The 23,379-nt window shown below is 49.6% G+C and carries 21 protein-coding genes; 19 read left to right on the top strand and 2 right to left on the bottom strand.

Features of this window, described 5'->3' with window-relative positions; genetic code table 11:
- Window positions 1-49: 49 nt before the first annotated feature.
- Window positions 50-1,081 carry a superoxide dismutase gene (locus tag ACFVS2_RS10985; RefSeq protein WP_390233701.1) on the bottom strand — a complete coding sequence of 344 codons (1,032 nt, stop codon included), beginning with the start codon at window positions 1,079-1,081 and terminating at the stop codon, window positions 50-52.
- A 170-nt stretch (window positions 1,082-1,251) separates the two neighbouring features.
- Between ACFVS2_RS10985 and racE the strand changes: the two genes are divergently transcribed.
- The 12 genes from racE to ACFVS2_RS10925 all read left to right on the top strand — a co-directional run bounded on the left by racE (window position 1,252) and on the right by ACFVS2_RS10925 (window position 15,270).
- Window positions 1,252-2,064, top strand: coding sequence for a glutamate racemase (gene racE / locus ACFVS2_RS10980; protein ID WP_173618973.1), 813 nt, complete (start codon window positions 1,252-1,254; stop codon window positions 2,062-2,064).
- A gap of 96 nt (window positions 2,065-2,160) precedes the next feature.
- Window positions 2,161-3,213, top strand: a complete 1,053-nt coding sequence (locus ACFVS2_RS10975) for a GerMN domain-containing protein (protein ID WP_390233699.1) — start codon at window positions 2,161-2,163, stop codon at window positions 3,211-3,213.
- Between the two features lie 204 nt (window positions 3,214-3,417).
- On the top strand, window positions 3,418-4,179 hold the full coding sequence (rph, locus tag ACFVS2_RS10970; protein WP_173618971.1) for a ribonuclease PH: 762 nt from the start codon (window positions 3,418-3,420) through the stop codon (window positions 4,177-4,179).
- Complete coding sequence (locus ACFVS2_RS10965; RefSeq protein WP_390233696.1) at window positions 4,172-4,765, top strand: XTP/dITP diphosphatase; 594 nt, start codon at window positions 4,172-4,174, stop codon at window positions 4,763-4,765. Before rph ends, ACFVS2_RS10965 begins: the two co-directional genes overlap by 8 nt.
- Window positions 4,766-4,795: 30 nt before the next feature.
- On the top strand, window positions 4,796-5,335 hold the full coding sequence (locus ACFVS2_RS10960) for a metallophosphoesterase family protein (RefSeq protein WP_390234505.1): 540 nt from the start codon (window positions 4,796-4,798) through the stop codon (window positions 5,333-5,335).
- 124 nt (window positions 5,336-5,459) lie between these two features.
- Window positions 5,460-6,752: a trigger factor gene (tig, locus tag ACFVS2_RS10955; protein ID WP_007722239.1), complete on the top strand. Its 1,293-nt coding sequence runs from the start codon at window positions 5,460-5,462 to the stop codon at window positions 6,750-6,752.
- Window positions 6,753-6,883: 131 nt separating this feature from the next.
- Window positions 6,884-7,465, top strand: a complete 582-nt coding sequence (gene clpP, locus ACFVS2_RS10950) for an ATP-dependent Clp endopeptidase proteolytic subunit ClpP (protein WP_007722241.1) — start codon at window positions 6,884-6,886, stop codon at window positions 7,463-7,465.
- 20 nt (window positions 7,466-7,485) lie between these two features.
- Window positions 7,486-8,751, top strand: coding sequence for an ATP-dependent protease ATP-binding subunit ClpX (gene clpX / locus ACFVS2_RS10945; RefSeq protein ID WP_007722243.1), 1,266 nt, complete (start codon window positions 7,486-7,488; stop codon window positions 8,749-8,751).
- A gap of 196 nt (window positions 8,752-8,947) precedes the next feature.
- Window positions 8,948-10,645: an ATP-dependent protease LonB gene (lonB, locus tag ACFVS2_RS10940; RefSeq protein ID WP_390234504.1), complete on the top strand. Its 1,698-nt coding sequence runs from the start codon at window positions 8,948-8,950 to the stop codon at window positions 10,643-10,645.
- Window positions 10,646-10,894: 249 nt separating this feature from the next.
- The gene (gene lon / locus ACFVS2_RS10935; protein ID WP_173618968.1) at window positions 10,895-13,234 is read left to right on the top strand and encodes an endopeptidase La; all 2,340 of its coding nucleotides are present in this window, start codon (window positions 10,895-10,897) and stop codon (window positions 13,232-13,234) included.
- Window positions 13,231-13,878 (top strand): ribosome biogenesis GTP-binding protein YihA/YsxC, encoded by a 648-nt coding sequence (yihA, locus tag ACFVS2_RS10930; RefSeq protein WP_173618967.1) that lies wholly within the window; start codon window positions 13,231-13,233, stop codon window positions 13,876-13,878. Before lon ends, yihA begins: the two co-directional genes overlap by 4 nt.
- 39 nt (window positions 13,879-13,917) lie before the next feature.
- A complete protein-coding gene (locus ACFVS2_RS10925) occupies window positions 13,918-15,270 on the top strand; it encodes a protein O-GlcNAcase (RefSeq protein WP_390233691.1) in 1,353 nt (450 codons plus the stop codon).
- Window positions 15,271-15,318: 48 nt separating this feature from the next.
- On the opposite strand, the gene ACFVS2_RS10920 is transcribed toward ACFVS2_RS10925, so the two are convergent.
- Window positions 15,319-16,260: a DMT family transporter gene (locus ACFVS2_RS10920; RefSeq protein WP_390233689.1), complete on the bottom strand. Its 942-nt coding sequence runs from the start codon at window positions 16,258-16,260 to the stop codon at window positions 15,319-15,321.
- A gap of 233 nt (window positions 16,261-16,493) precedes the next feature.
- Here ACFVS2_RS10920 and hemA point away from each other — a divergent pair, with 233 nt between their 5' ends.
- From hemA to ACFVS2_RS10885, 7 genes are all read left to right on the top strand, one after another.
- Window positions 16,494-17,858 (top strand): glutamyl-tRNA reductase, encoded by a 1,365-nt coding sequence (hemA, locus tag ACFVS2_RS10915; RefSeq protein WP_173618965.1) that lies wholly within the window; start codon window positions 16,494-16,496, stop codon window positions 17,856-17,858.
- A 62-nt stretch (window positions 17,859-17,920) separates the two neighbouring features.
- The gene (locus ACFVS2_RS10910; RefSeq protein WP_173618964.1) at window positions 17,921-18,739 is read left to right on the top strand and encodes a cytochrome C assembly family protein; all 819 of its coding nucleotides are present in this window, start codon (window positions 17,921-17,923) and stop codon (window positions 18,737-18,739) included.
- A 24-nt stretch (window positions 18,740-18,763) separates the two neighbouring features.
- Complete coding sequence (gene hemC / locus ACFVS2_RS10905; protein ID WP_390233685.1) at window positions 18,764-19,693, top strand: hydroxymethylbilane synthase; 930 nt, start codon at window positions 18,764-18,766, stop codon at window positions 19,691-19,693.
- Complete coding sequence (locus ACFVS2_RS10900; RefSeq protein WP_390233683.1) at window positions 19,690-20,502, top strand: uroporphyrinogen-III synthase; 813 nt, start codon at window positions 19,690-19,692, stop codon at window positions 20,500-20,502. Before hemC ends, ACFVS2_RS10900 begins: the two co-directional genes overlap by 4 nt.
- On the top strand, window positions 20,486-21,460 hold the full coding sequence (gene hemB / locus ACFVS2_RS10895) for a porphobilinogen synthase (RefSeq protein ID WP_173618961.1): 975 nt from the start codon (window positions 20,486-20,488) through the stop codon (window positions 21,458-21,460). The genes ACFVS2_RS10900 and hemB overlap by 17 nt, the downstream gene beginning before the upstream one ends.
- A 7-nt stretch (window positions 21,461-21,467) precedes the next feature.
- Complete coding sequence (hemL, locus tag ACFVS2_RS10890; RefSeq protein WP_390233680.1) at window positions 21,468-22,757, top strand: glutamate-1-semialdehyde 2,1-aminomutase; 1,290 nt, start codon at window positions 21,468-21,470, stop codon at window positions 22,755-22,757.
- Between the two features lie 116 nt (window positions 22,758-22,873).
- Window positions 22,874-23,350: a GyrI-like domain-containing protein gene (locus ACFVS2_RS10885; protein WP_390233678.1), complete on the top strand. Its 477-nt coding sequence runs from the start codon at window positions 22,874-22,876 to the stop codon at window positions 23,348-23,350.
- Window positions 23,351-23,379: the final 29 nt, after the last annotated feature.

The raw sequence follows: 23,379 nt of genomic DNA, 5'->3' as shown, positions 1-23,379 counted from the left end.
CTGCCATTTGGGATGACGAGGGGGTTTGTCTATGAAGAGGAGATACAAGTCAATATGGCTCCCAGCGCAGTTTTCGTGCTTTTTCGAATCGCTCTTCCACATATGGCCAGTTGACGATATTCCACCAGTTTTCTACATACTTGTCTCGCTGGTTTTGATACGCCAGGAAATAGGCATGCTCCCATACGTCCAGAGCCAGTAGCGGAATCACATCCCATTGTGACAGGTTCTGGTGCTTTTCGGCTGTAAGAATCTCCAGATGATGTGCTCGCGGGGACCAAACGAGGATCGCCCACCCAGGACCTTCTACCTTTTCTGCCGCCTGACTAAATTGTCTCTTAAAGGCGTCATACAAACCGAAATACCGATTGATTGCCGCTGCAAGATCACCAGAGGGAGTGCCACCTCCATTTGGACTCATGGATGGCCAAAAGATAGTGTGCAAGTAATGACCGGCCCCATTAAAGGCTAGCTCGCGTTCCCAATGGCGTATGAGATCGAAGTTGCCACTTTCTCGAGCCTCTGCTAGCTTCCGTTCTGCTGTATTAAGATCGTCTACATACTTTTGATGCAGTTTGTTGTGATGGATTTGCATGGTAGCTTCATCGATGTACGGCTCCAATGCGTTGTAGGCATAAGGGAGCGGAGGGAGGGTATGTCGGCCGACAGCCACGGGGCGTGCTGCACGGACTGGCTCGCGTGCACCGGGGTAGGATACGGGTTCTGGCACTACAGGCACTAGTACTTCTTCCGCCAGCGCTGGCTGTGCATTTATTGATTCCTGAACAGGTTCCCGCACCTCTACTTCCAAATGCTCATCTTCACTCAACTGAGCCAGTCGTAAAAAGTGATGGAATTGCTCCTGCACCTGTTCTGCCCGAGTGACGAGAGCAGGGAGCTCGTCGCTTTCTTGTGTTGAACCAAGCTTCGATGCTTGCCTTCCGATCACTGTAAATGATTCTTCGAATTTGTGCAGATGCCGTTCGAGTTCTCGGTTGAGGGTCTTATGTCTACGCAAATGCTCGATCCATTGTCGGCCCCATTGGCTCCAGTCCAGTAAATTCTTGGCTTCTTCTACCAAAAGATTCTCCTCCTCGTGGGCACATCATCTCTCCCCACATTATGAAAGGCGCCTAGAGAAGGTGCGACATTTGCGGAGTACAAGAAATTTCATCTCGGCATATGGTAGTAGCACAAATGTTTGAGTGGTATGCTGTACTATATTCATTTCAACAGGGGAGACACATTAGCATGAGTAGAGAACGAGCGATTGCCGTTATTGATTCAGGAGTGGGAGGATTAACTGTTGCGAAGGAAGTCATGCGTCAGCTACCCGAAGAACGGATTGTTTATGTAGGCGATAATGCCCGTTGTCCGTATGGCTCCAAATCGCCGGAAGAGATTCGTACCTACAGCTTTCAAATGATCGATTATGTGATGCGTACACCGTTAAAAGCATTGGTGATCGCCTGTAATACTGCGACTGCCGTCGTGCTGGAGGAAGCGATGGAGGATTTGCCGCTGCCCGTCATTGGGGTGATTGAACCAGGCGCACGCGCGGCTGTTCAAGTGACGAAAAACGGAAGGGTCGGTGTCATCGGGACGGAAACGACCATACGTACCAAGGCGTATGAGCGTGCGCTTTTACGGATTCAACCGGATTTGTACGTCGCAGGCATGGCTTGTCCCGCATTTGTGCCACTAGTGGAGAGCCACATGGCGAACTCGGAGGAAGCAAGAAGAGTCGTAAAAGAAACGCTCGCCCCGTTCTTGCACGAAGATTTGGACACGTTAATTTTGGGCTGTACACACTATCCGTTGCTAGCACCAGTCATTTCGGAAGTGATGGGAGATCGAGTACGCTTGATTAACTCCGCAGAAGAGACAGCGCGAGAATTGTCCCTGCAAATTGCGACGGACGCCGAAAGTAAGCAAATAGAGCGCCCGGAACATCTGTTTGTGACGAGTGGGGACGCCCACAAATTCCGGACCATTGCAGAAGAATGGCTGGATTGCAAAGTAAACGTCCAGCACAACTCATTGGAAAAATCCGTCCAGCCCTGATGGAAGACCTTGTCTGTCGAGACAAACTTTCAACGCATAAACCCAAGCCTAGCTCGTATACATGGTAGTACAAAGTGTCTGGAGGAGGCTGGGGAAATGAAGATAAGGCACATCGGGAAAATGACGGCCGTGCTGGGGGTTAGCGCAGTGCTTTTGTCGGGCTGCGGTCTCTTTGGCCCGGAAAAGGGAACGATTAGTATTGATGCACCGCCACAGTCAGAGGTATCAGTGGATTTGCCAAACGGCACGCCGTCCCCGGATGCTGCAAAAGAAGGTGCACAATCGGTCGTTCAGGAGACTGGAGAGAGAATGGTGTACTTGCAGGATGCTAACGGATATATCGTTCCTGTCTCGATGACTCTTCCGAAATCAGAAGGTCCTGCCAAACAAGTATTGAGCTACATGGTAAAAGGTGGTCCGGTAGACAGCATGCTCCAGGGTGGCTTCTCCGCTGTCTTGCCGAAAGGGACAGAAGTAAAAGGACTTGTCATCAAAAACGGCGTAGCCACTGTCGATTTTTCCAAAGACTTCAAAACGTACGAGGAGAAAGACGAGAAGAAAATTGTCGATGCAGTCACCCGGGCGTTGACGGAGTTTAGCAACGTCAAGACTGTGCAAATTTGGGTGAATGGAACGCCGTTGACGGAAATGCCAGCAGCCAAAACACCCATAACGCTTTTAGACCGGAATCAAGGAGTCAATCTCGAACTGGGCGATGGGGCGGTACCAGGAGATACCTCCAGCGTAACGGTTTATTTCCAAGGACAGCTGGATGATACACGTACGTATTATGTCCCAGTCACTCGCCTGGTTCCTGAAACGGCTGACATCGCCAAGGCAACCGTTGAAGAGTTGATCAAAGGACCGAAACAAGGATCTCAGCTCTTTAGTTCCTTGCTGCGTACGACACGTGTTCTGAATGTGAAGCAGGAAAAAGATTTGGTGACGGTCAATTTGAGCAGTGACATCCTCAAGTATGACGATGGCAAGGAAGCGAGCCCAGAAGCCCTGCAATCGCTCGTCTTGTCATTGACAGAAACGACAGGAGCCAAGCAAGTGCAGCTGCTGGTGGAAGGAAAACCGCTAGCCAGTGGCGAGTTCACCAAGCCAGTGAGCCGCCCAGTTCAACTCAATCCCATACAGATGTAATGAACGAGCCACGCCCGTAATAACGAGCGTGGTTTTTGTTCGCCAATTGTTTGCTGCAAGCGTAGCTGCTGGTAGCATGGAGGAAGTGACAAGAATATTTGCAATTAACGTAAATAAGGAAGAGGCGTTTGTGCAGTGGCAGATCGTTTCCCGCCTCTGGTATAATGAGCGGAGTGTAACAAAGCGATTTAGGAGGAACTTGGAATGAGAGTGGATGGCCGTGCCCATGATCAATTGCGCCCTGTAACCATTACGCGCAATTACATTAAACACGCAGAAGGATCGTGCCTGATTGAAGTCGGAGACACAAAGGTGATTTGTACAGCGACTTTGGAGGACCGGGTACCGCCTTTTATGCGTGGTGGCGGGAAGGGCTGGATCACAGCCGAGTATTCCATGCTTCCCCGAGCAACAGCGACCCGCAACGCGCGTGAGTCGTCCAAAGGAAAAGTCGGTGGACGTACAATGGAGATTCAGCGTCTGATCGGACGTGCTCTGCGCTCCGTCGTGAACCTTGAAGCAATGGGTGAACGCACTATTTGGTTGGATTGCGATGTCATCCAGGCAGACGGAGGTACACGGACAGCTTCGATTACCGGAGCCTTCGTGGCAATGGTAGACGCGATGCAAAAGCTTGTGGATGGTGGCACATGGAAACAATTGCCGCTCAACGACTTCCTGGCAGCGACCTCAGTAGGGGTAGTTGGCGAGGAAGCAGTGCTCGATCTCAACTACAAAGAAGATTCTACAGCGATTGTCGACATGAATGTCGTCATGACAGGAAAAGGAAAGTTTGTCGAGCTGCAAGGAACAGGGGAGGATGCACCGTTTTCTCCTGAACAGCTACAAGAAATGATTGCCCTTGCAAAAGTCGGCATTGACAACTTGATTAACAGTCAAAAAGAGGCGCTCGCTGATGTTTCGCTCTCTTTTGCACAATCAGTAGCGGAGGAAAGTCATGCCTAATCGAAAAAAAGTCGTTCTTGCAACACGTAACCAGGGAAAAGTGAAAGAATTCAACAGGCTGTTCGCAGAGGCAGGCTGGGAAGGAATTAGCCTCGTTGAATTTGATGGTGTGCCTGAGGTAGTAGAAGACAAGGACACCTTCGAAGGAAACGCGCTGAAAAAAGCAATCGAAATCTCTACATATTTGAACATGCCAGCCCTCGGTGACGATTCAGGGCTGGAAGTAGATGCGCTGGAAGGACGCCCTGGTGTTTACTCCGCACGCTTTGCCGGGGAAGATGCAACAGACGAGCAGAATTGGCGTAAATTGTTGAAAGAGCTGGAAGAAGTGTCGACACAGGAACGCACTGCTCGCTTCCGTTGTACGTTGGCATTGGTGATTCCAGGCGAAGAGCCAATCATTGCCACTGGCGCATGTGAGGGTGTGATCGCGCGTGAGCCAAAAGGGACAAACGGCTTTGGATACGATCCGGTATTTCACATCCCTTCGATGGACAAAATGATGGCCGAACTCATGCCAGAAGAAAAGAACCAGATCAGCCACCGTGCTCGTGCCATGCAGCAACTGCTTGAAATCATCAAGTAGACAAGAGAGAAAACAGGAGAGTGAGGCGTGATGGGAATTCTCATCATGAGCGATAGCCACGGCTTGGTTCGGGAAGTAAGCCAGGTCGTCAACCGACATCATGTCGAAAAAATATTGCATTGTGGCGATTTTTGTGTCGACCATCAGCGCGAGCCGTTTTCCAACATGACGCTTGTCCGAGGCAATTGCGATTCGACACAAGAGGTGCCGACTGAGCAAGAGACCGAATGGCGCGAACTTCACATCCTGCAAACGCACGGGCATCTTTTCGGAGTGAAAGGCTCTCTTCTGCGCCTTCATTACCGTGCAGAAGAGGTCGGAGCAAATGTAGTCGTATTCGGTCACTCTCATGTACCTGTCTGTGGCGTAGAGAGAGACATCTTGTTTCTGAATCCGGGCAGCCTGCAAATGCCGCGCGGTTTTCACGTACCGACATATGCTCTTTTAGAAGAGACAGGAACGAGCCCGACAGAAGTTTACATATCCGTGGCGTTTTATGATCATTTAGGCAACCCGGTTTCACAATTGGGAGGGAACTATTCTGTTCGTCGACCAATGAGGTCTTCTTGAAAACTAAAAGATTTGTGCTATACTAGAATGGTTATAATGGCTAGAATATTATCATCCGAGCCTGCGAAGATACCATGGCGCGGCTGGCGATGTTCTGTTATTCGATTTAGGAGGGGAAGTTTACGTGGCAGCAAATTGGGAAAAGGTAGAGAATAACCAGGGAGTCCTGACGATTGAAGTAGATGCTACGCAAGTAGACGCAGCATTGGATCAAGCGTTTAAAAAAGTGGTTCAAAAAGTTCAAGTTCCAGGATTCCGTAAAGGAAAAGTACCACGCAAAATGTTCGAATCCCGTTTTGGTGTAGAATCTCTGTACCAAGACGCTCTTGACATTCTGCTTCCAACTGCATACGGACAAGCTGTTCGTGAAGCTGGTATCGAGCCAGTAGATCGTCCAGAAGTAGACGTAACGCAAATGGAACAAGGGAAAAACCTGATCTTCAAAGCGACTGTAACTGTGAAGCCTGAAGTGAAGCTGGGCGACTACAAAGGTCTGTCTATCGAAGAAAAAGACTTCTCTGTAACTGAAGAGAGCGTTGACGCTGAACTGAAGCGTATGCAAGAGCGTCATGCTGAGCTGGTAGCAGTAGAAGAGGGCGCAGCACAAACAGGCGATATCGCTGTAATCGATTTCGAAGGCTTCCAAGACGGAGTAGCTTTCGAAGGCGGTAAAGCAGAAGATTACTCTCTGGAACTGGGTTCCGGTACTTTCATCGCAGGGTTCGAAGAGCAACTAGCTGGCTTGAACATCGGCGAAGAAAAAGAAATTACCGTAACTTTCCCTGAAGAGTACCACTCTCCTAACCTCGCTGGTAAAGAAGCGGTATTCCAAGTGAAGCTGAACAGCCTGAAGCGCAAAAACCTGCCTACTTTGGATGATGAGTTTGCCAAAGACGTGAGCGAGTTCGACACGCTGGAAGAGCTGAAAGCAGACACCAAGAAAAAACTCGAAGAAAAAACAGCGCAAGAAAAAGATCAATATGTTCGTGAGCAGCTCGTTCTGAAAGCAGCTGAAAGCGCTGAAATCGATCTGCCAGCAGTAATGGTTGAGCATGAATTGGATCAAATGGTAAATGAATTTGGTCAACGTCTGCAATACCAAGGCATGACTCTGGAACTGTACTACCAGTTCTCTGGCATGGATGAGAGCCAACTGCGTGATCAATTGCGTGCAGACGCAACATCCCGCGTTCGCACTTCCTTGACTTTGGAAGCAATCGGCAAAGCAGAAAACATCGAAGCAACAGAAGAGGACGTAAACGCAGAACTGGATAAACTGGCTGGCGTATACGGCCGCCCAGCTGATGAGCTGCGCAAAATCTTCTCTGCACAAGATGGCATGGTTGCTCTGTACCGCGATGTGCAAACTCGCAAAACAGTAGATTTGCTGGTTGCAGAAAGCAAAGTAACAGCATAAGCTTAGAAGAACGCATGATTGGTCAGTGGGCAGGCTAACCCTGACGCTGACTGTCAAGACCACAAGGCACGAGTGTATCGTGCCTTGTTTTTCCACCATTGACTTTTTTCGGCAAAGGAGGAAAATACATAATGCTAATCCCTATGGTCATCGAGCAAACAAGCAGGGGCGAGCGCTCCTACGATATTTACTCGCGCCTCCTGAAAGACCGGATTATTCTCTTGGGCACCGAGATTGATGATGAAATCGCCAATCTGGTTGTCGCTCAGCTGCTTTTCTTGCAGGCAGAAGATCCGGACAAAGACATATCGCTATACATAAACTCTCCAGGTGGTTCTGTTACAGCAGGAATGGCCATCTATGACACCATGCAGTACATCAAACCAGATGTGTCCACGATTTGTGTGGGCATGGCTGCCAGCATGGGTGCGTTCCTGTTGGCTGCTGGTGCAAAAGGCAAGCGCTTCGCTCTGCCAAATGCCGAAGTAATGATTCACCAACCGCTCGGTGGTGTGCGTGGGCAAGCAGAAGACATCCGCATTCATGCGGAATGGATTATGAAAACGAAGCGCCAGCTGAATGAGATTTTGTCTGAGCGGACAGGTCAGCCTTATGAACGCGTAGAGCAAGATACAGACCGCGACAATTTCATGAGCGCAGAAGAAGCAAAGGCCTACGGATTGATTGACTCTATTATCGAACGCAAAAACTGACCCGTTGTGAGGTGAAGCGCATGTTTAAGTTTAACGACGACAAAGGCCAACTGAAGTGTTCCTTCTGCGGCAAGTCCCAGGAACAGGTGCGCAAGCTGGTAGCTGGTCCTGGTGTTTACATTTGTGACGAATGTATCGAACTGTGCAATGAAATTGTACAGGAAGAACTGGGCACTGAAGAAGAAATCGATATGAAAGAAATTCCAAAGCCAGTGGAAATTCGCAAAATCTTGGACGACTATGTCATTGGTCAAGATATGGCGAAGAAGTCCTTGTCTGTAGCGGTGTACAACCACTACAAACGGATTAATTCCGGGGCGAAGATCGAGGATGTGGAGCTGCAAAAATCCAACATCATGCTGATTGGTCCGACTGGTAGCGGGAAAACGTTGCTCGCGCAAACATTGGCGCGCATTCTGAATGTACCTTTCGCGATTGCGGACGCAACTTCTCTGACAGAAGCAGGCTATGTGGGCGAAGACGTTGAAAACATCTTGCTCAAGCTCATCCAGGCTGCTGACTATGATGTTGAGAAGGCTGAAAAAGGAATCATTTACATCGACGAGATTGATAAGGTAGCCCGTAAATCGGAAAACCCATCCATCACGCGTGATGTATCTGGTGAAGGCGTTCAACAAGCGCTTTTGAAAATTTTAGAGGGTACTGTTGCGAGTGTTCCACCACAAGGCGGACGCAAGCATCCTCATCAAGAGTTCATCCAAATCGACACGTCGAACATTTTGTTCATCTGCGGTGGTGCATTTGATGGCGTCGAGCAGATTATCAAGCGTCGTTTGGGTAAAAAAGTCATCGGTTTCGGTGCAGACTTCGGCGATGGCGTAAAAGGCGATCTGAAAGCCGGAGAATACCTGAAATACATTTTGCCGGAAGACCTGCTGAAATTTGGTCTGATTCCGGAGTTCGTCGGTCGTTTGCCAGTGCTTGCTACCTTGGAGCCGCTGGATGAGGAGACGCTCGTGCGTATCCTGACAGAGCCGAAAAACTCTTTGGTGAAACAGTACCAAAAACTGTTGAGTCTCGACGGTGTTGAGCTGGAGTTCGATAACGGTGCGCTCATGCAAATCGCCAAAGAAGCGATTAAGCGCAACACTGGTGCGCGTGGACTGCGTGCGATTATCGAACAAATCATGCTCGACATGATGTATGAGCTTCCTTCCAGAGAAGACGTCAACAAGTGCGTGATTACCGAAGAAACGGTTCGCGACAAAGTGAAGCCACAACTGTTGACCAAAGAAGGCCAGGAATTGCACGAAGAAACAGCATAAGCATTGTCTACACAAACCATCTCGTGATAAGCGAGGTGGTTTTTTTGTTGTTGGTTTACGTCTACGTTTGCGGGGCAATACTACTTGATATCGTTCAAGAGAAGCTTTACATATGCACAAAACGGTCATGAACGTGTTCCCTCTCTTCGGGGGACAAAAGCTGACCGCAAGCGAAGACGCATGGGAGGGACTGCATATGGACTATACGACATTGGTCATTGCTGTCATTGAAGTGGTTGTTGGTATCGTGATCGGCACCTACTTTTGGAACTTGCTGCGAGCGCAGAGAAACACGAAAACCTCAACCGAAAAGGAATCGCGCAAGGATCTTGATTCCATTCGTAAAATGAGAATGGTTGCGTTGACGGAACCTCTGTCAGAGAGAACAAGACCAGCGACTTTGGAAGAAATTGTAGGACAAGAAGATGGGCTTCGTGCGTTGCGTGCCGCTTTGTGTGGTCCCAACCCACAGCATGTCATTATTTATGGGCCGCCTGGTGTAGGCAAGACCGCAGCGGCTAGGGTCGTGCTGGAAGAAGCGAAGAAAAATCAGCTATCGCCGTTTTCTTCTGATGCCAAGTTTATTGAAATCGATGCGACGATTGCTCGTTTTGATGAGCGCGGGATTGCTGACCCGTTAATCGGTTCTGTACATGATCCTATTTATCAAGGAGCAGGCTCGCTTGGACAGGCGGGGATTCCGCAGCCAAAGCCAGGCGCTGTGACAAAAGCGCACGGTGGCATGCTTTTTCTTGATGAAATAGGGGAACTTCATCCTGTGCAGATGAATAAGTTACTAAAGGTTCTCGAAGACCGCAAAGTCATGCTAGAGAGTGCTTACTACAGCGAGGAAAATAACCAAATTCCTTCGCATATTCATGACGTTTTCAAATACGGTTTACCCGCTGATTTCCGTCTGGTTGGAGCGACTACGAGGTTGCCAGAAGAACTGCCTCCTGCGCTTCGTTCCCGTTGCCTGGAAATCTTTTTCCGCCCATTAAAGGCTGGAGAAATTGGGAGTATCGTGCGTACGGCCGTGCCTAAAATGAATATGAATATAGAAGACGGCGCAGTTTCTGTGATCGAGCGCTACGCGACCAATGGACGTGAAGCGATCAATACGCTGCAAATTGCTGCTGGAATTGCCTTGACGGAAGAACGCCAAGACATCCAGGCTGCCGATGTGGAATGGGTGATGCACAGCAGTCAAAAATCGCCTCGTCCAGAAAAACAGGTGCATGATACACCGCAGGTCGGATTGGTCAACGGTCTTGCTGTGTACGGTCCGAACATGGGCAGTGTGATGGAGCTTGAAGTGACTGCTTCACCCACCGCTGTTCCTGGTCAAGGTCGAATGGCGATGACAGGAATGGCTGAGGAAGAGGAGATGGGCAGCCGTAGCCGGACGATCCGACGGAAGTCGATGGCAAAAGGTTCGATCGAAAACGTTTTGACTGTCCTAAACAGAATGGGCGTACGCCCGTACGATTACGATCTGCATATCAATTTTCCGGGAGGCATCCCTGTCGACGGGCCTTCTGCTGGCATTACCATTGCTACAGCGATCTACTCGGCGATTTTGGATCAGCCTGTCGATAATTTACTGGCCATGACTGGCGAAGTGAGTATTCATGGGAAGGTAAAGCCAGTTGGGGGTGTAGTCGCGAAGGTGGAGGCCGCCAAACAAGCGGGAGCGACCAGAGTCCTCATTCCACAGGAAAACTGGCAAAGCATTTTTGCCGACATGAAGGGGATCGAAATCATACCAGTGTCAACTGTTACTGAGGTACTCGAGCTAGCTGTACCGCAAGCTGCCATGCAAGAGGAAGAGGCGACGGGATTTACTTTGCAAATCCCAGCAGAGGATCTTGCTTCCTCTCCGCTATCCCTGTAACAGTCGGGTATGCTCGCGGATTAGACATCGGATTGTGTTTGCGCTACAATGGAAAAAAGCTTCTGCTTGCAAAGAGCCTGAGGCCTTGCCCGGCCTGAAACGAGCTCCACAAAAAAATGATTGCGTATGATCTTTTTTGTCTCGTTTTTTGGGGCCGGGCGGGCGTTAGAAAAACGGCTTTGAGGGCCGTTTTTGTCTGTTATAAGGCTCTTTGTAAGAGGGTAGATCAACAAGGAGAGGTGCATCCGCTTGGGCGAACGTTCCGGTAAACGAGAATTACCGCTTCTCCCGTTGCGAGGATTGCTTGTTTATCCGACAATGGTACTCCATTTGGACGTTGGACGGGAAAAGTCCATCCGCGCATTGGAGCAAGCCATGGTAGACGATAACAAGATTTTGCTTGCGACACAGGAAGAGGTCCATATAGAAGAGCCAGATGCTGAGCAAATCTACAGTATTGGTACCGTTGCGCGTGTGAAACAAATGCTGAAGCTGCCGAATGGGACAATCCGTGTATTGGTAGAAGGCTTGCAACGCGCGAAGATCGAGGAGTATCTTCAACAGGAAGATTATTTCGTCGTGTCGATTACATATTTGCAAGATGAAAAAACAGAGCAAAACGAAGTGGAAGCATTAATGCGTTCCTTGCTGGGACACTTTGAGCAGTACATCAAGCTGTCCAAAAAGGTTTCTCCAGAGACGCTAACCTCTGTGCAGGACATTGAGGAACCAGGACGTTTGGCGGATGTGATTGCTTCGCATTTGCCGCTTAAGATGAAGGATAAACAAGAAATTTTGGAGACGACCAACATCAAGGAACGTCTCGAAATTCTTTTGACCATTTTGAACAACGAGCGCGAGGTACTTGAGCTGGAGCGCAAGATCGGCAACCGCGTGAAGAAACAGATGGAGCGCACGCAAAAGGAATATTACCTGCGTGAGCAAATGAAAGCCATCCAAAAAGAGCTGGGCGACAAGGACGGACGCCAAGGCGAAGTAGATGAGCTGCGTGCTCAGCTCGAAAAATCGGACGCTCCTGAGCGGATCAAAACGAAGATCGAGAAGGAGCTCGAGCGTCTGGAGAAGATGCCGGCGACTTCTGCGGAAGGCTCAGTAATCCGTACGTATATCGATACCTTGTTCGCGCTGCCGTGGACGAAAACGACAGAAGATAATCTGGATATTCATCATGCACAGCAAGTTCTCGATGAAGATCATTACGGCTTGGATAAACCCAAGGAGCGCGTCTTGGAGTATTTGGCAGTACAAAAGCTGGTAAACTCCATGCGTGGACCGATCCTTTGCCTGGTAGGCCCTCCGGGTGTCGGGAAAACGTCTCTGGCCCGTTCCGTAGCGCGTGCAATCGGGCGCAATTTCGTTCGCATTTCCTTGGGTGGAGTACGCGACGAAGCAGAGATTCGCGGACACCGCCGCACGTATGTAGGTGCTCTTCCAGGAAGAATCATACAAGGAATGAAGCAAGCTGGTACGATTAATCCTGTCTTTTTGCTGGATGAGATCGACAAGCTCGCGTCTGATTTCCGCGGAGACCCTGCGTCTGCACTGCTCGAAGTACTCGATCCAAACCAAAATGATAAATTCAGTGACCACTATATCGAAGAGACCTATGATTTGACGAACGTCATGTTTATTACGACCGCAAATAGTCTCGATACGATTCCGCGTCCGCTTTTGGACCGGATGGAGGTCATCTCAATTTCCAGCTATACTGAACTGGAAAAGCTGAACATTTTGCGTGATTACCTCTTGCCGAAGCAAATGCAGGATCACGGTCTGGGCAAAGATAAGCTGAAAATGAACGACGATGCGATGCTGAAGCTCGTTCGTCTGTACACGCGAGAAGCGGGTGTTCGCAACCTCAATCGCGAAGCAGCCAACGTATGCCGCAAAGCTGCCAAGCTGATCGTGAGCGGTGAGAAGAAGCGTGTCGTGGTTACGGTTAAGACGTTGGAGACACTCCTCGGCAAACCGCGCTACCGCTATGGACTGGCGGAGAAAAAAGATCAAGTCGGCTCCGTTACGGGTCTGGCTTGGACACAAGCAGGCGGAGATACGCTGAATGTAGAAGTCAGCATTTTGCCTGGAAAAGGAAAGCTCACCCTGACAGGGAAACTGGGTGATGTCATGAAGGAATCTGCACAGGCTGCATTCAGCTATATTCGCTCCCATGCAGATCAGTGGGGAATTGATCCGTCCTTCCATGAGAAGAACGATATCCACATCCACTTTCCAGAAGGGGCGATTCCAAAAGACGGTCCGTCTGCTGGGATTACTATGGCAACCGCACTCGTATCCGCCCTCACGAAAATCCCTGTGAAAAAAGAAGTGGGGATGACGGGGGAGATTACGTTGCGAGGTCGGGTTCTACCAATTGGCGGGCTGAAAGAAAAGTGCATGTCTGCTCACCGTGCAGGTTTAACCACGATCATTTTGCCAAAAGACAACGAGAAGGATATCGAGGATATCCCGGAGAGCGTACGCGGTGAACTGACATTCTATCCAGTTGATCATTTAGATGAAGTGCTGCGTCACGCTCTAACTAAACAGCCAGTAGGTGACAAAGCATGAAGGTAACATCATCAGAGTTTATTATCAGCGCGGTTGGACCAAAGCAGTATCCGACTGATGGTCTCCATGAGATCGCGCTGGTAGGACGCTCCAACGTAGGAAAATCATCCTTGCTCAATAAAATGATGAACCGCAAAGGGCTTGCCCGGATCAGTTCTCGTCCGGGTAAAACCCAGACATTAAACTATTTCCGTGTGAATCAAATGCTCTACTTCGTTGACTTCCCGGGTTATGGGTATGCAAAGGTAGCGAAGACGATCAAGGAACAATGGGGAAAAATGATCGAGGGCTATTTGAAAAATCGGGAAGAGCTTCGCTTCATTATTCAACTAGTCGATATTCGTCATGCTCCGAGTAAAGAAGACGTTGCGATGTACGATTGGTGTAAGCAAATCGGGATCCCTACCGTAGTCGTAGCGACGAAAGGTGATAAAATCGCTCGCGGGCGTTGGCTACAGCATACGAAGATCATCCGTCAAAGCCTGAATTTGCGCGGGGATGATACGATCATCGTATTTTCCTCGGAGACAGGTCAAGGTAAGGATGAACTGTGGGCAGAAATCATGCGTCGTATCCGTGCTGGCGAGGAAATGGCCAGGGAGACGGCTACTAAGGCTGAGGAGACTGCTCCAGCCAATGAGTAATTCTTAGACCCAATTCGTCGTGGGGAAGGGAGCATCTGAGTGAGCGGGAGTGCTTGCTTTGCTGTACGTGGTGTGATCGAAGGCTTCTATGGAACACCTTGGACACATGAAGAGCGGCTGGATATGATCGACTTTTTGCACCGACATGATTACAACGCGTATTTCTACGCTCCAAAAGATGACGAGTATCTGCGGGAACGCTGGATGGAGCCGCTTCCTGCGAAAGCCAATCAACAGTTAGATGAGCTGATCCAGCGGGCTAAGACTCGCAACATGCAGTTTATTTATTGCTTGGGTCCTGGGCTCAGCATGGAATATACGAATCGTCAGCACTTGGCGCTGTTAGGTAGGAAGTATCGGGATTTGTACGATCGCGGTGTGCGCTACTTTGCGTTATTGTTCGATGATATCCCCATGCATTTGTTGCATGAGAAGGATGTAGCCGAGTTTGCCCATTTGGCGGAGGCGCATGCCCGTACGACACTTTATGTGTGGGATTTGATACGCAGTTGGGGCGAATCAGTTAAGTTGGTTGTCTGTCCTACTCAATACAACGGGATTGGAAAAGAAGCGTACATCATTTACCTCGGCCAGCATTTGCCGCCAGAAATCGATTTGTTCTGGACGGGACGATTCGTCTGCTCGCCCTACCTGACGGATGGGGATGCCATTCGCTTTCAGGAGTACACGGGTCATCAGCCATTTTATTGGGACAACTACCCGGTGAATGATTTGGCGATGGCGAACGAACTACATATCGGTCCATTGCGTCACCGTGATCCTGACCTGTGGCAATACGCAGCAGGCTATGTGGCGAATGCGATGTCTAGATCAGAATGCTCGAAGATTCCTTTGATTACGACGGCAGCTTATTTGCGAGATCCGATCGGCTACGATCCTGATAGAGTATGGAAACAAGCCGTAGAGGAAGTAGCGGGACAAAAGGATGCAGATGCGTTCTTCACCTTTGCGGATAACGTGCAAAGCTCGTTTTTATGCGAGGTGGAATCGCCGCGATTGCTAGAAGCTATCCTGACCTTCCGCTTTCATTTTTTGCAGGGAGATCGGCAAAAAGCCATTGCTGACTTGACGGCTCTTTTTCAGAAGATGGAGGCTGCGGCAGACAAGCTGTTGGCAGGAATGACGAATCAGAAGCTGGCAGAAGAAACGAGGCCGTGGGTGGAGAAGTTCCATCTGTGGACTAAGGTCGGTCTGTCGGCAGTCGCTCTCATCGATCATGGGACAAGAGGGCGACTGCCACAAGCAGCGTATCACTTGCTCCGCCTCAAACAGTGGCTCAAACGAACGGAGCGTTACCCGCAAGAAGTGTGCGGACCGGTCATGCAGCTTTTTGTGGATGCGGTAATGCTAGAGGTCAAGAAGAGCTCATAAAAAAAGTTCCTTTCCCGCAGGGGAGAAGGAACTTTTTTGCTTTTCGTATCAGGCGGATTCACGACCGTCATTTGGTTTTCTCTGACGGAAACTCCGCACCCATTCTTGAATCGGCAGCTCAGCGAGAATCATGCCGGTGAAAATAAGGAGACATCCAGTTAACTGTCTTCCACTCAATATTTCATGAATAAAGACGTATGAGGTGACTGCAGCAAATACGGGCTCCAAAGCGAAAATGAGAGCGACCCGCGTCGAGCTGGTTTGTTTTTGCAAGGCCGTCTGCGCGAGAAAGGCCAGTGCCGTGGCGAAAATAGAAGTGACGATTAAACCAAAGGCCACCTCGGGTATGAACAAGATCGCCGGATCAAAAGCACGACTCCAATCCTCAAAGAAAAAGGCGTACAGCCAGCTCATCACACCTACCGTGCCTAATTGCGTGATGGCAAGGGGCAATGCTGCAAAACGAGGTGCGTATTTACCGGTAGAGACAATTTGCATGGCGAAGCAGATTGCACCGACGAAGATCAGGGCATCACCGAGATTAAAGGAGAATGACTGGTTCTGCGTCAGCAGATACAAGCCGAATGCTGCTAGAATCACACCGACGATAGCGAAAGGCTTGACGCGCTCACGTAAGAGCAAAAACGAGAAAAGCGGCACCAATACGACGGATAATCCAGTGATAAAGCCAGCTTTGGACGGCGAAGTATACAAAAGTCCTACGGTCTGTAAGGCGTATCCCAGACAGAGCCAAAAGCCGAGGATGACGCCTGCACGAAGCAGTGGCCCTCTCCATTCAGAGGTCTGCCCACGATGACGATTGCGGATGAAATAGATGATCAATAAAAATAACGCAGCAATGGTAAAACGAACAGCGTTAAACGTATTGGGAGGCAGCGATGTGATTGCCTGTTGTACGATCAAAAACGTAGTTCCCCAGATAACTGCGACGAGGAGCAGCGTTATGTCTGCCATCCAAGGTTTTCTCAAAGCTTCTTTCCTCTCCTTTCTGACATTTTCGCAATTTTTCTTCTGTTTTCATGTATAGCCGACATCATAAGGGATTCCAGGATGGAACGCAAGCGGATTATATAGGAGATACGCAAAGTACACTCCGTTAATAAACTTTTCACAATTACTCTTATCCGATTCGGGACATAATGATATAATAATAGTGCATTTTACATATGCCGCTAACAGGTTTGTTATTCTGGGAGGACATTATGGATATTCTTTTGCTGGGTTTAAACTACAAAACAGCTCCTGTCGAAATTCGCGAAAAGTTTACATTCAGCGACGATGGAACAGCACGCGCTCTTCATCTTCTCTCCCAGACGAAGAGTATCGCAGAATGTATCATCCTGGGGACGTGCAACCGGACGGAAATTTACGTCGTTTGCGACCAGGCGAATATTGGCCGAGACTATACCCGCCGTTTTTTGGCTGAATGGTTCGGCGTGGAGAAAGAACAATTTAAGGATCATCTCTATATAAAAGAGAACGAACAGGCAATCGAGCACTTGTTCCGCGTCTCTTCCGGTCTTGATTCGATGGTAATGGGAGAAACACAAATCCTCGGACAAGTCCGCGATGCGTTCCTGTTGGCGCAGGAACGTCAAACGACAGGTACTGTCTTCAACACCTTGTTCAAGCAAGCGATTACGTTCGCTAAGCGTGCCCATACAGAGACAGCGATTGGACAAAATGCGGTTTCTGTCAGCTACGCTGCTGTCGAACTGGGGAAAAAGATCTTCGGTTCCTTCGCAGGGAAGTCTGTCCTGATCGTCGGAGCGGGCAAAATGAGTGAGCTCACCGCCAAGCACCTGCACACAAATGGATCGGAACGCGTCATGGTAGCGAATCGTACATTGGAGAGAGCGCAGCTTTTGGCAGAAAAGTTCAAGGGTGACTCCTGTACGATGGAGCAGCTGCCAGAGGCACTGCTCACAGCAGACATCGTCATCAGCTCGACCGGAGCGACAGGTTATGTCCTCGGCAAAAAAGAACTGGCTCCGATCATGAAACAACGGAAGCATCGACCGTTGTTCATGGTGGATATCGCAGTTCCTCGCGACCTGAATCCTGACTTGCATGATCTTGATAACGTATTTTTATATGATATTGACGATCTCGAAGGCATCGTTGCGAGTAACGTTGCAGAACGTTCTCGTGAAGCGGAACGTCTGGATGTCATGATTCAAGAAGAGATTGTGGCATTCACGACCTGGTACCAGACGCTTGGAGTGGCGCCACTCATTGCTGCACTGCGTGACAAGGCAAACACGATCCAAAGCGAAGCGATGCGAAAAATCGAAAACAAGCTGCCGAACCTGTCTGAGCGGGAGATGCACATCATCCGCAAGACAACCAAGGGCATTGTCAATCAATTGTTGCACGATCCGGTCGTGCGTTTAAAAGAAATGGCAGCTACCAAAGATGGGGAAGAAGTACTGGATATTTTCGAGAAAATGTTTGCGTTGGAGGAGATCCTGGAGCGAAAAGAACAGGAAGCAATCTGGTCTAACGATAAAAATAAACAGACATCTTCTTCTCGGGAGCAAGTATTGGCTTCCCGGTTCCCTGACTAAGCTGACCTAACAATCTATCTGCTACTGTTAGAAACCGATTGGGAAAGTGGGGGAGAGAGTACATGGCCGAGGTGAGATGGATCTACGACTTGACGATCTTTCTCTACGCTGCAAGTGTTCTCTTCTATTTTAACGACTTCTTGCAAAGCAACCGGAAAGTCAATCGTCTGGCTTTCGGGTTGCTTGTTGTCGTTTGGGCCTTGCAAACCGCATTTTTTGTCTCGCAAGCAGTCATGAAGGGGTATTTTCCAGTCATTACGCTGTTTGAGACGCTCTTTTTTTATTCATGGGTGCTGGTAGGCTTGTCGCTTACCATTCACTATTTTTTTCGGATTGATTTGCTGGTATTTTTTACTAATATTATCGGGTTCGTCGTGCTCGTCATGTCGATGTTTTTGCCGGAAACGCCGATTGAGGCTGTATCGAGTATCTTGACCTCTGAGCTATTGTTGACACATGTGACACTGGCCATGTTCAGCTACGGGGCGTTCTCGCTCTCCATGATCTTCTCGGCCATGTACTTGCTTCAGCACAAAATGCTCAAGGAAAGACGCTGGTCCCCGTTGCTCAGGCGGTTGCCTAGCCTCGATCAATTGGAAGGCTACGCGTACCGAATGAACATGCTGGGTGTACCGATGCTCTTGCTCTCGATTGTATTAGGGATCATTTGGGGTAAAATGGTTTTGCCGGAGAAATTTCTGCTAGATTCAAAAGTAGTGCTCTCCATGCTGGTTCTTGCGATTTATTCGCTATGGCTGTACCAACGCTATCGGGATACGGTGCAGATGCGCAGACTCGCGCAGTGGAACGTCTTGGCGTTTTTGTTACTGCTTATCAATTTTTTAGGCTTCACTACTTCTACATTTCACGACTGGTGGTAGGGGCTGTTCATCAAGGAGGCTGTCATGGGAAAATGGAAAGTGGGAACGCGTCGCAGCAAATTGGCGCTCACCCAAACGAATTGGGTCATAGATCAACTAAAGGGGTTAGCACCTGAGGCTGATTTTGAATTGCATGAAATCGTGACAAAAGGCGATCGAATCCTCGATGTGACCTTGTCCAAAGTAGGCGGAAAAGGGTTGTTTGTTAAAGAAATCGAGCAATCCTTGTTCGATAAGGAAACCGATTTTGCGGTACACAGCTTGAAGGATATGCCAGCTGAATTGCCAGAGGGCTTGGTAATCGGCGCGATTCCAAAGCGTGTTGATCCCCGTGATGTCCTGCTTTCCAAGGACGGCAAGACATTGGATGAATTACCACAAGGAGCTTTGGTAGGGACTAGTAGCTTGCGCCGTTCTGCACAAATTCTCGCACATCGCCCTGACATTCAGATCGAATCTCTGCGTGGAAATATTGATACGCGCATGCGCAAGCTGGAGGAAGGAAATTTTGATGCGATCATCCTAGCTGCAGCTGGACTTGAGCGCGTGAATTTTGAAGGGAACATCTCGCAGTTCCTGCCTGTTGAAATCAGCTTGCCAGCTGTCGGTCAAGGTGCGCTTGCCATCGAGTGCCGTGCAGACGATGAGGAGACACTCGCTCTCTTGAAGCAGTTTGATGACGCACTGACGCGTTTGGCGGTAACGGCAGAGCGCAGCTTCCTGCATAAACTCCAAGGAGGCTGTCAGGTGCCGATTGGCGCATATGCGACAATTGGTGAGAACAATGAAATTACTTTGACCGGAATGGTTGGCTCCCCAGATGGGAAGCAAATGTTCAAAAACACGGCGACTGGCCAGGATCCATTAGCCCTGGGTATTCAAGTGGCGGAAGCTCTCCTGGCGCAAGGAGCGGGAGACGTACTTGCGCAAGTACTGCGGGAGAATGAGCAATGATTGTCCACGGATCGCACAAGCCGCTGACTGGCAAGTGCATCATGGTCACGCGGGCAAGAAGTCAAGTTCGCGAGCTCGTTGAACATATCGAGCGGTTGGGTGGAGAAGCATACGCATTTCCCCTGTTAAAAATGATGCCGCCGACGGACACTGCCAAGCTCGACGAAGCCATCATCCAGTTGCCAACATACGACTGGGTGGTCTTCACGAGTGTGAATGGCGTACGCTTCTTTTTGGAGCGCATGCACGAGGTCGGGGTAGGCCTTGAAGCGTTCACTGGCAAAATTGCTGCGGTCGGTCCGAAGACGGCCCAGGCCCTTGAGCATCACGGACTCGAAGTAGCTGTCATCCCGTCTGATTACGTGGCGGAGGGCTTGCTTTCGAGCTTGTATGATCAACTGCTTCCTAGTCAGCGCGTTCTGCTGCCTCGTGCAGATATTGCCCGCAAGGCATTGCCAAAGGAGTTGGCTCGCTTGGGACTTGCTGTGACAGAGGTAGACGTGTATCACACTGTCATTGATGCAGAGCAGGCTCCAGATGCAGCGGAAAAGCTCCAGCAAGGTCTCATCGATATCATCTTGTTTACCAGCTCTTCAACGGTGACCCATTTTATGGCAGCGATGGAGCCTTATGCATCGTTTGACTGGCTTAAGCACGTTCAGATAGCCTGTATCGGACCAATAACGGCCGATACAGCAAAACAAAACGGGCTTTCTGTTCATGTGGTAGCGAGTGAGTACACCGTGGAAGGATTACTAGTAGCTATCATAGAGAATCTGGGAGGGAATCGACATGGCACAAACATTTGACCGTCATCGCCGTCTTCGCAAAAGCGCGGCTATGCGTAATCTGGTGCGGGAGAACCACGTACGGGTGGAAGACTTGATTTATCCGTTATTCGTAGTGGAAGGAACCGGTATTAAGAATGAGATTCCGTCCATGCCAGGCGTGTATCAGCTCTCCTTGGACAAACTGGCCGAAGAGATGAAGGAAATCGTAGCTCTGGGAATTCAAGCTGTTTTAATGTTTGGGGTACCAACACATAAAGACGCATGTGGAACAGAGGCGTACAATGATGATGCGATTACCCAGCAGGCGATGCGTCTGATCAAGGAAGCCCATCCGGAAATGCTCGTGATTGCAGATACATGCCTGTGTGAATACACCGATCATGGTCACTGTGGTGTGATTCATGAAGGCGAAGTCGTGAATGACGAAACATTGAAGCTTTTGGGTCAGACCGCCGTTTCCCAAGCAAAAGCTGGAGCAGATATCATTGCACCTTCGAACATGATGGACGGTTTCGTGATTGCAATCCGTGAAGCTTTGGACGAGGCTGGTTTTGAACACATTCCGATCATGTCCTATGCGGTGAAATACGCTTCTGCTTTCTACGGGCCGTTCCGCGATGCGGCAGGCTCGACTCCACAATTCGGCGATCGCAAAAGCTATCAAATGGACGCGGCCAATGCACGTGAAGGAATGCGAGAGGCAGCTTCCGATGTAAAAGAAGGCGCTGACTTCTTGATCGTGAAGCCAGGTCTTGCCTTCATGGACATGGTCCTTCGTCTGCGTGAGAACTTCAACCTGCCGATCGTGGCTTACAATGTGAGTGCAGAGTATTCCATGGTAAAAGCGGCAGCTCTGAATGGCTGGATCGATGAAGAGCGTATCGTTATGGAAACATTGGTTGGTTTCAAGCGCGCAGGTGCAGATTTGATCATTACGTACCATGCAAAAGATGTTGCAAAATGGCTGGCGAGGTGAGCACGAGATGAATAGAGAAAAATCTACTCAGTTATTTGCAGAAGCACAGCATTACATACCAGGCGGAGTAAACAGTCCGGTCCGTGCCTTTAAGAGCGTCGGAGGCAATCCTGTTTACATCGCAAAAGGAGAAGGCTCCCGCATTTTTGATGTGGATGGTAACAGCTATGTTGACTACATCGGCTCGTGGGGTCCATTGATCTTGGGTCATGCGCATCCGCGTGTCCTCGCAGCGATTACGGAAGTAGCTGCGCTTGGAACCAGCTTCGGCGCACCGACTGAGCGGGAAACAGAAATGGCAAAGCTCGTTTGTGAGATCGTGCCATCTGTAGAAGTCGTGCGCATGGTGAACTCCGGTACAGAGGCGACGATGAGCGCTCTGCGTCTCGCGCGTGGCTATACCAGACGCAACAAAATCATGAAGTTCGAGGGCTGCTACCATGGTCATGCAGACAGCCTGTTGATCAAAGCTGGTTCTGGTGTGGCTACACTCGGACTTCCAGACAGCCCAGGCGTACCAGAAGGAACAGCACACAACACGATTACGGTTCCTTACAATGATCTGGAAAGCGTCAAACTGGCATTTGAATCGTTTGGCGATGATCTGGCAGCAGTCATTGTGGAGCCAATCGGCGGCAACATGGGGGTCGTTCCTCCACAGCCAGGCTTCCTCGAAGGACTGCGTGAAATTACGGAGAAACATGGGACACTGCTCATTTTCGATGAAGTCATGACTGGCTTCCGTGTAGCATTGGGCGGTGCACAAGAGCTGTACGGCATTACTCCGGATTTGACAACGATGGGGAAAGTCATTGGCGGTGGCTTGCCAGTTGGTGCATACGGCGGCAAACGGGAGATCATGCAGCAAGTGGCTCCAGCAGGACCAATCTATCAAGCAGGAACGCTGTCGGGTAATCCTTTGGCAATGGCAGCAGGCTTGACTACCTTGCAAGAGCTCAGCAAACCAGGCGCTTACGAACGCTTGGAGAAGATGTCCGCTCGTTTGGCTGAAGGCTTGGCTGACAATGCCAAGAAGCTGGGCATTCCGCACACGCTCAATCGCGTAGGCTCCATGGTTTGCCTGTTCTTCACAGAGACACCGGTTATCAACTATGAAACAGCGAAAACATCCGATCTGGAGCGTTTCTCCGCGTACTTTAGCTATCTGCTGGAGGAAGGCATCATGATCCCGCCGTCCCAGTTTGAGGGTATGTTCGTTTCCTTGGCACATACTGATGAAAATATCGAACGGACGATTGAAGCGAGCTACAAAGCGATGAAAAAAGCGTTTGAATAAAGAATGAAAAGAAGAAGCACTTCCTGATGCAGGAGGTGCTTTTTTGATTTTTTTTTGCAGGATTTTTCCACTCCCTGTCAAAATACGAAGGAAAATGCAGATGATGAGGTGGAGACATGGAAGGGATGATTGTTCACGTACCGCAAAAGCATCTGATTGGCCTTAGCTTCTCTGGTGCATTTCCGATGCTTGTGGAATACATGCCAAAGCTGTGGGAGACTTTTTTGAAGCGCCAGGATGAGATTCCTCTCGTGATTTCACCAGATGTTCGTTACGACATCAGCGAAGAGAATCGGACGTATCAAATGTATACCGAGTACATTGTGGTGGAAGTAGAGCGTTTCGAGCATATCCCTGAGGGCATGATCGGGTTCACGATGCCAGCGAAGACATACGCCCGCTTTACCCACACAGGACCGATGGAACAGGTACAAAATACATACCACGGCCTGTTTGGTTGGCTCAACGAGAATGGCCATCAGGTGGACGAGCAAGCTCTTCGCATGGAGCGCTACGATCAACGATATGTTCCATCTGTGCATGAGTCTGCTCGGGTCGACAATGCGTATGAAATCTTTATCCCGCTTCGGTAAAAAACAAGAGAACAACACCTCTCTTTAGT

The sequence above is a fragment of the Brevibacillus sp. NPDC058079 genome (assembly GCF_042885155.1).
Classification (GTDB): Bacteria; Bacillota; Bacilli; order Brevibacillales; family Brevibacillaceae; genus Brevibacillus.
This window is presented reverse-complemented; position numbering and strand designations above follow the sequence as displayed.

Coding starts and splice junctions, on each gene's coding strand:
- racE (WP_173618973.1), top strand. CDS start 1,252: ATGAGTAGAGAACGAGCGATTGCCGTTATTGATTCAGGAGTGGGAGGA.
- ACFVS2_RS10975 (WP_390233699.1), top strand. CDS start 2,161: ATGAAGATAAGGCACATCGGGAAAATGACGGCCGTGCTGGGGGTTAGC.
- rph (WP_173618971.1), top strand. CDS start 3,418: ATGAGAGTGGATGGCCGTGCCCATGATCAATTGCGCCCTGTAACCATT.
- ACFVS2_RS10965 (WP_390233696.1), top strand. CDS start 4,172: ATGCCTAATCGAAAAAAAGTCGTTCTTGCAACACGTAACCAGGGAAAA.
- ACFVS2_RS10960 (WP_390234505.1), top strand. CDS start 4,796: ATGGGAATTCTCATCATGAGCGATAGCCACGGCTTGGTTCGGGAAGTA.
- clpP (WP_007722241.1), top strand. CDS start 6,884: ATGCTAATCCCTATGGTCATCGAGCAAACAAGCAGGGGCGAGCGCTCC.
- clpX (WP_007722243.1), top strand. CDS start 7,486: ATGTTTAAGTTTAACGACGACAAAGGCCAACTGAAGTGTTCCTTCTGC.
- lonB (WP_390234504.1), top strand. CDS start 8,948: ATGGACTATACGACATTGGTCATTGCTGTCATTGAAGTGGTTGTTGGT.
- yihA (WP_173618967.1), top strand. CDS start 13,231: ATGAAGGTAACATCATCAGAGTTTATTATCAGCGCGGTTGGACCAAAG.
- hemA (WP_173618965.1), top strand. CDS start 16,494: ATGGATATTCTTTTGCTGGGTTTAAACTACAAAACAGCTCCTGTCGAA.
- ACFVS2_RS10910 (WP_173618964.1), top strand. CDS start 17,921: ATGGCCGAGGTGAGATGGATCTACGACTTGACGATCTTTCTCTACGCT.
- hemC (WP_390233685.1), top strand. CDS start 18,764: ATGGGAAAATGGAAAGTGGGAACGCGTCGCAGCAAATTGGCGCTCACC.
- ACFVS2_RS10900 (WP_390233683.1), top strand. CDS start 19,690: ATGATTGTCCACGGATCGCACAAGCCGCTGACTGGCAAGTGCATCATG.
- hemB (WP_173618961.1), top strand. CDS start 20,486: ATGGCACAAACATTTGACCGTCATCGCCGTCTTCGCAAAAGCGCGGCT.
- hemL (WP_390233680.1), top strand. CDS start 21,468: ATGAATAGAGAAAAATCTACTCAGTTATTTGCAGAAGCACAGCATTAC.
- ACFVS2_RS10885 (WP_390233678.1), top strand. CDS start 22,874: ATGGAAGGGATGATTGTTCACGTACCGCAAAAGCATCTGATTGGCCTT.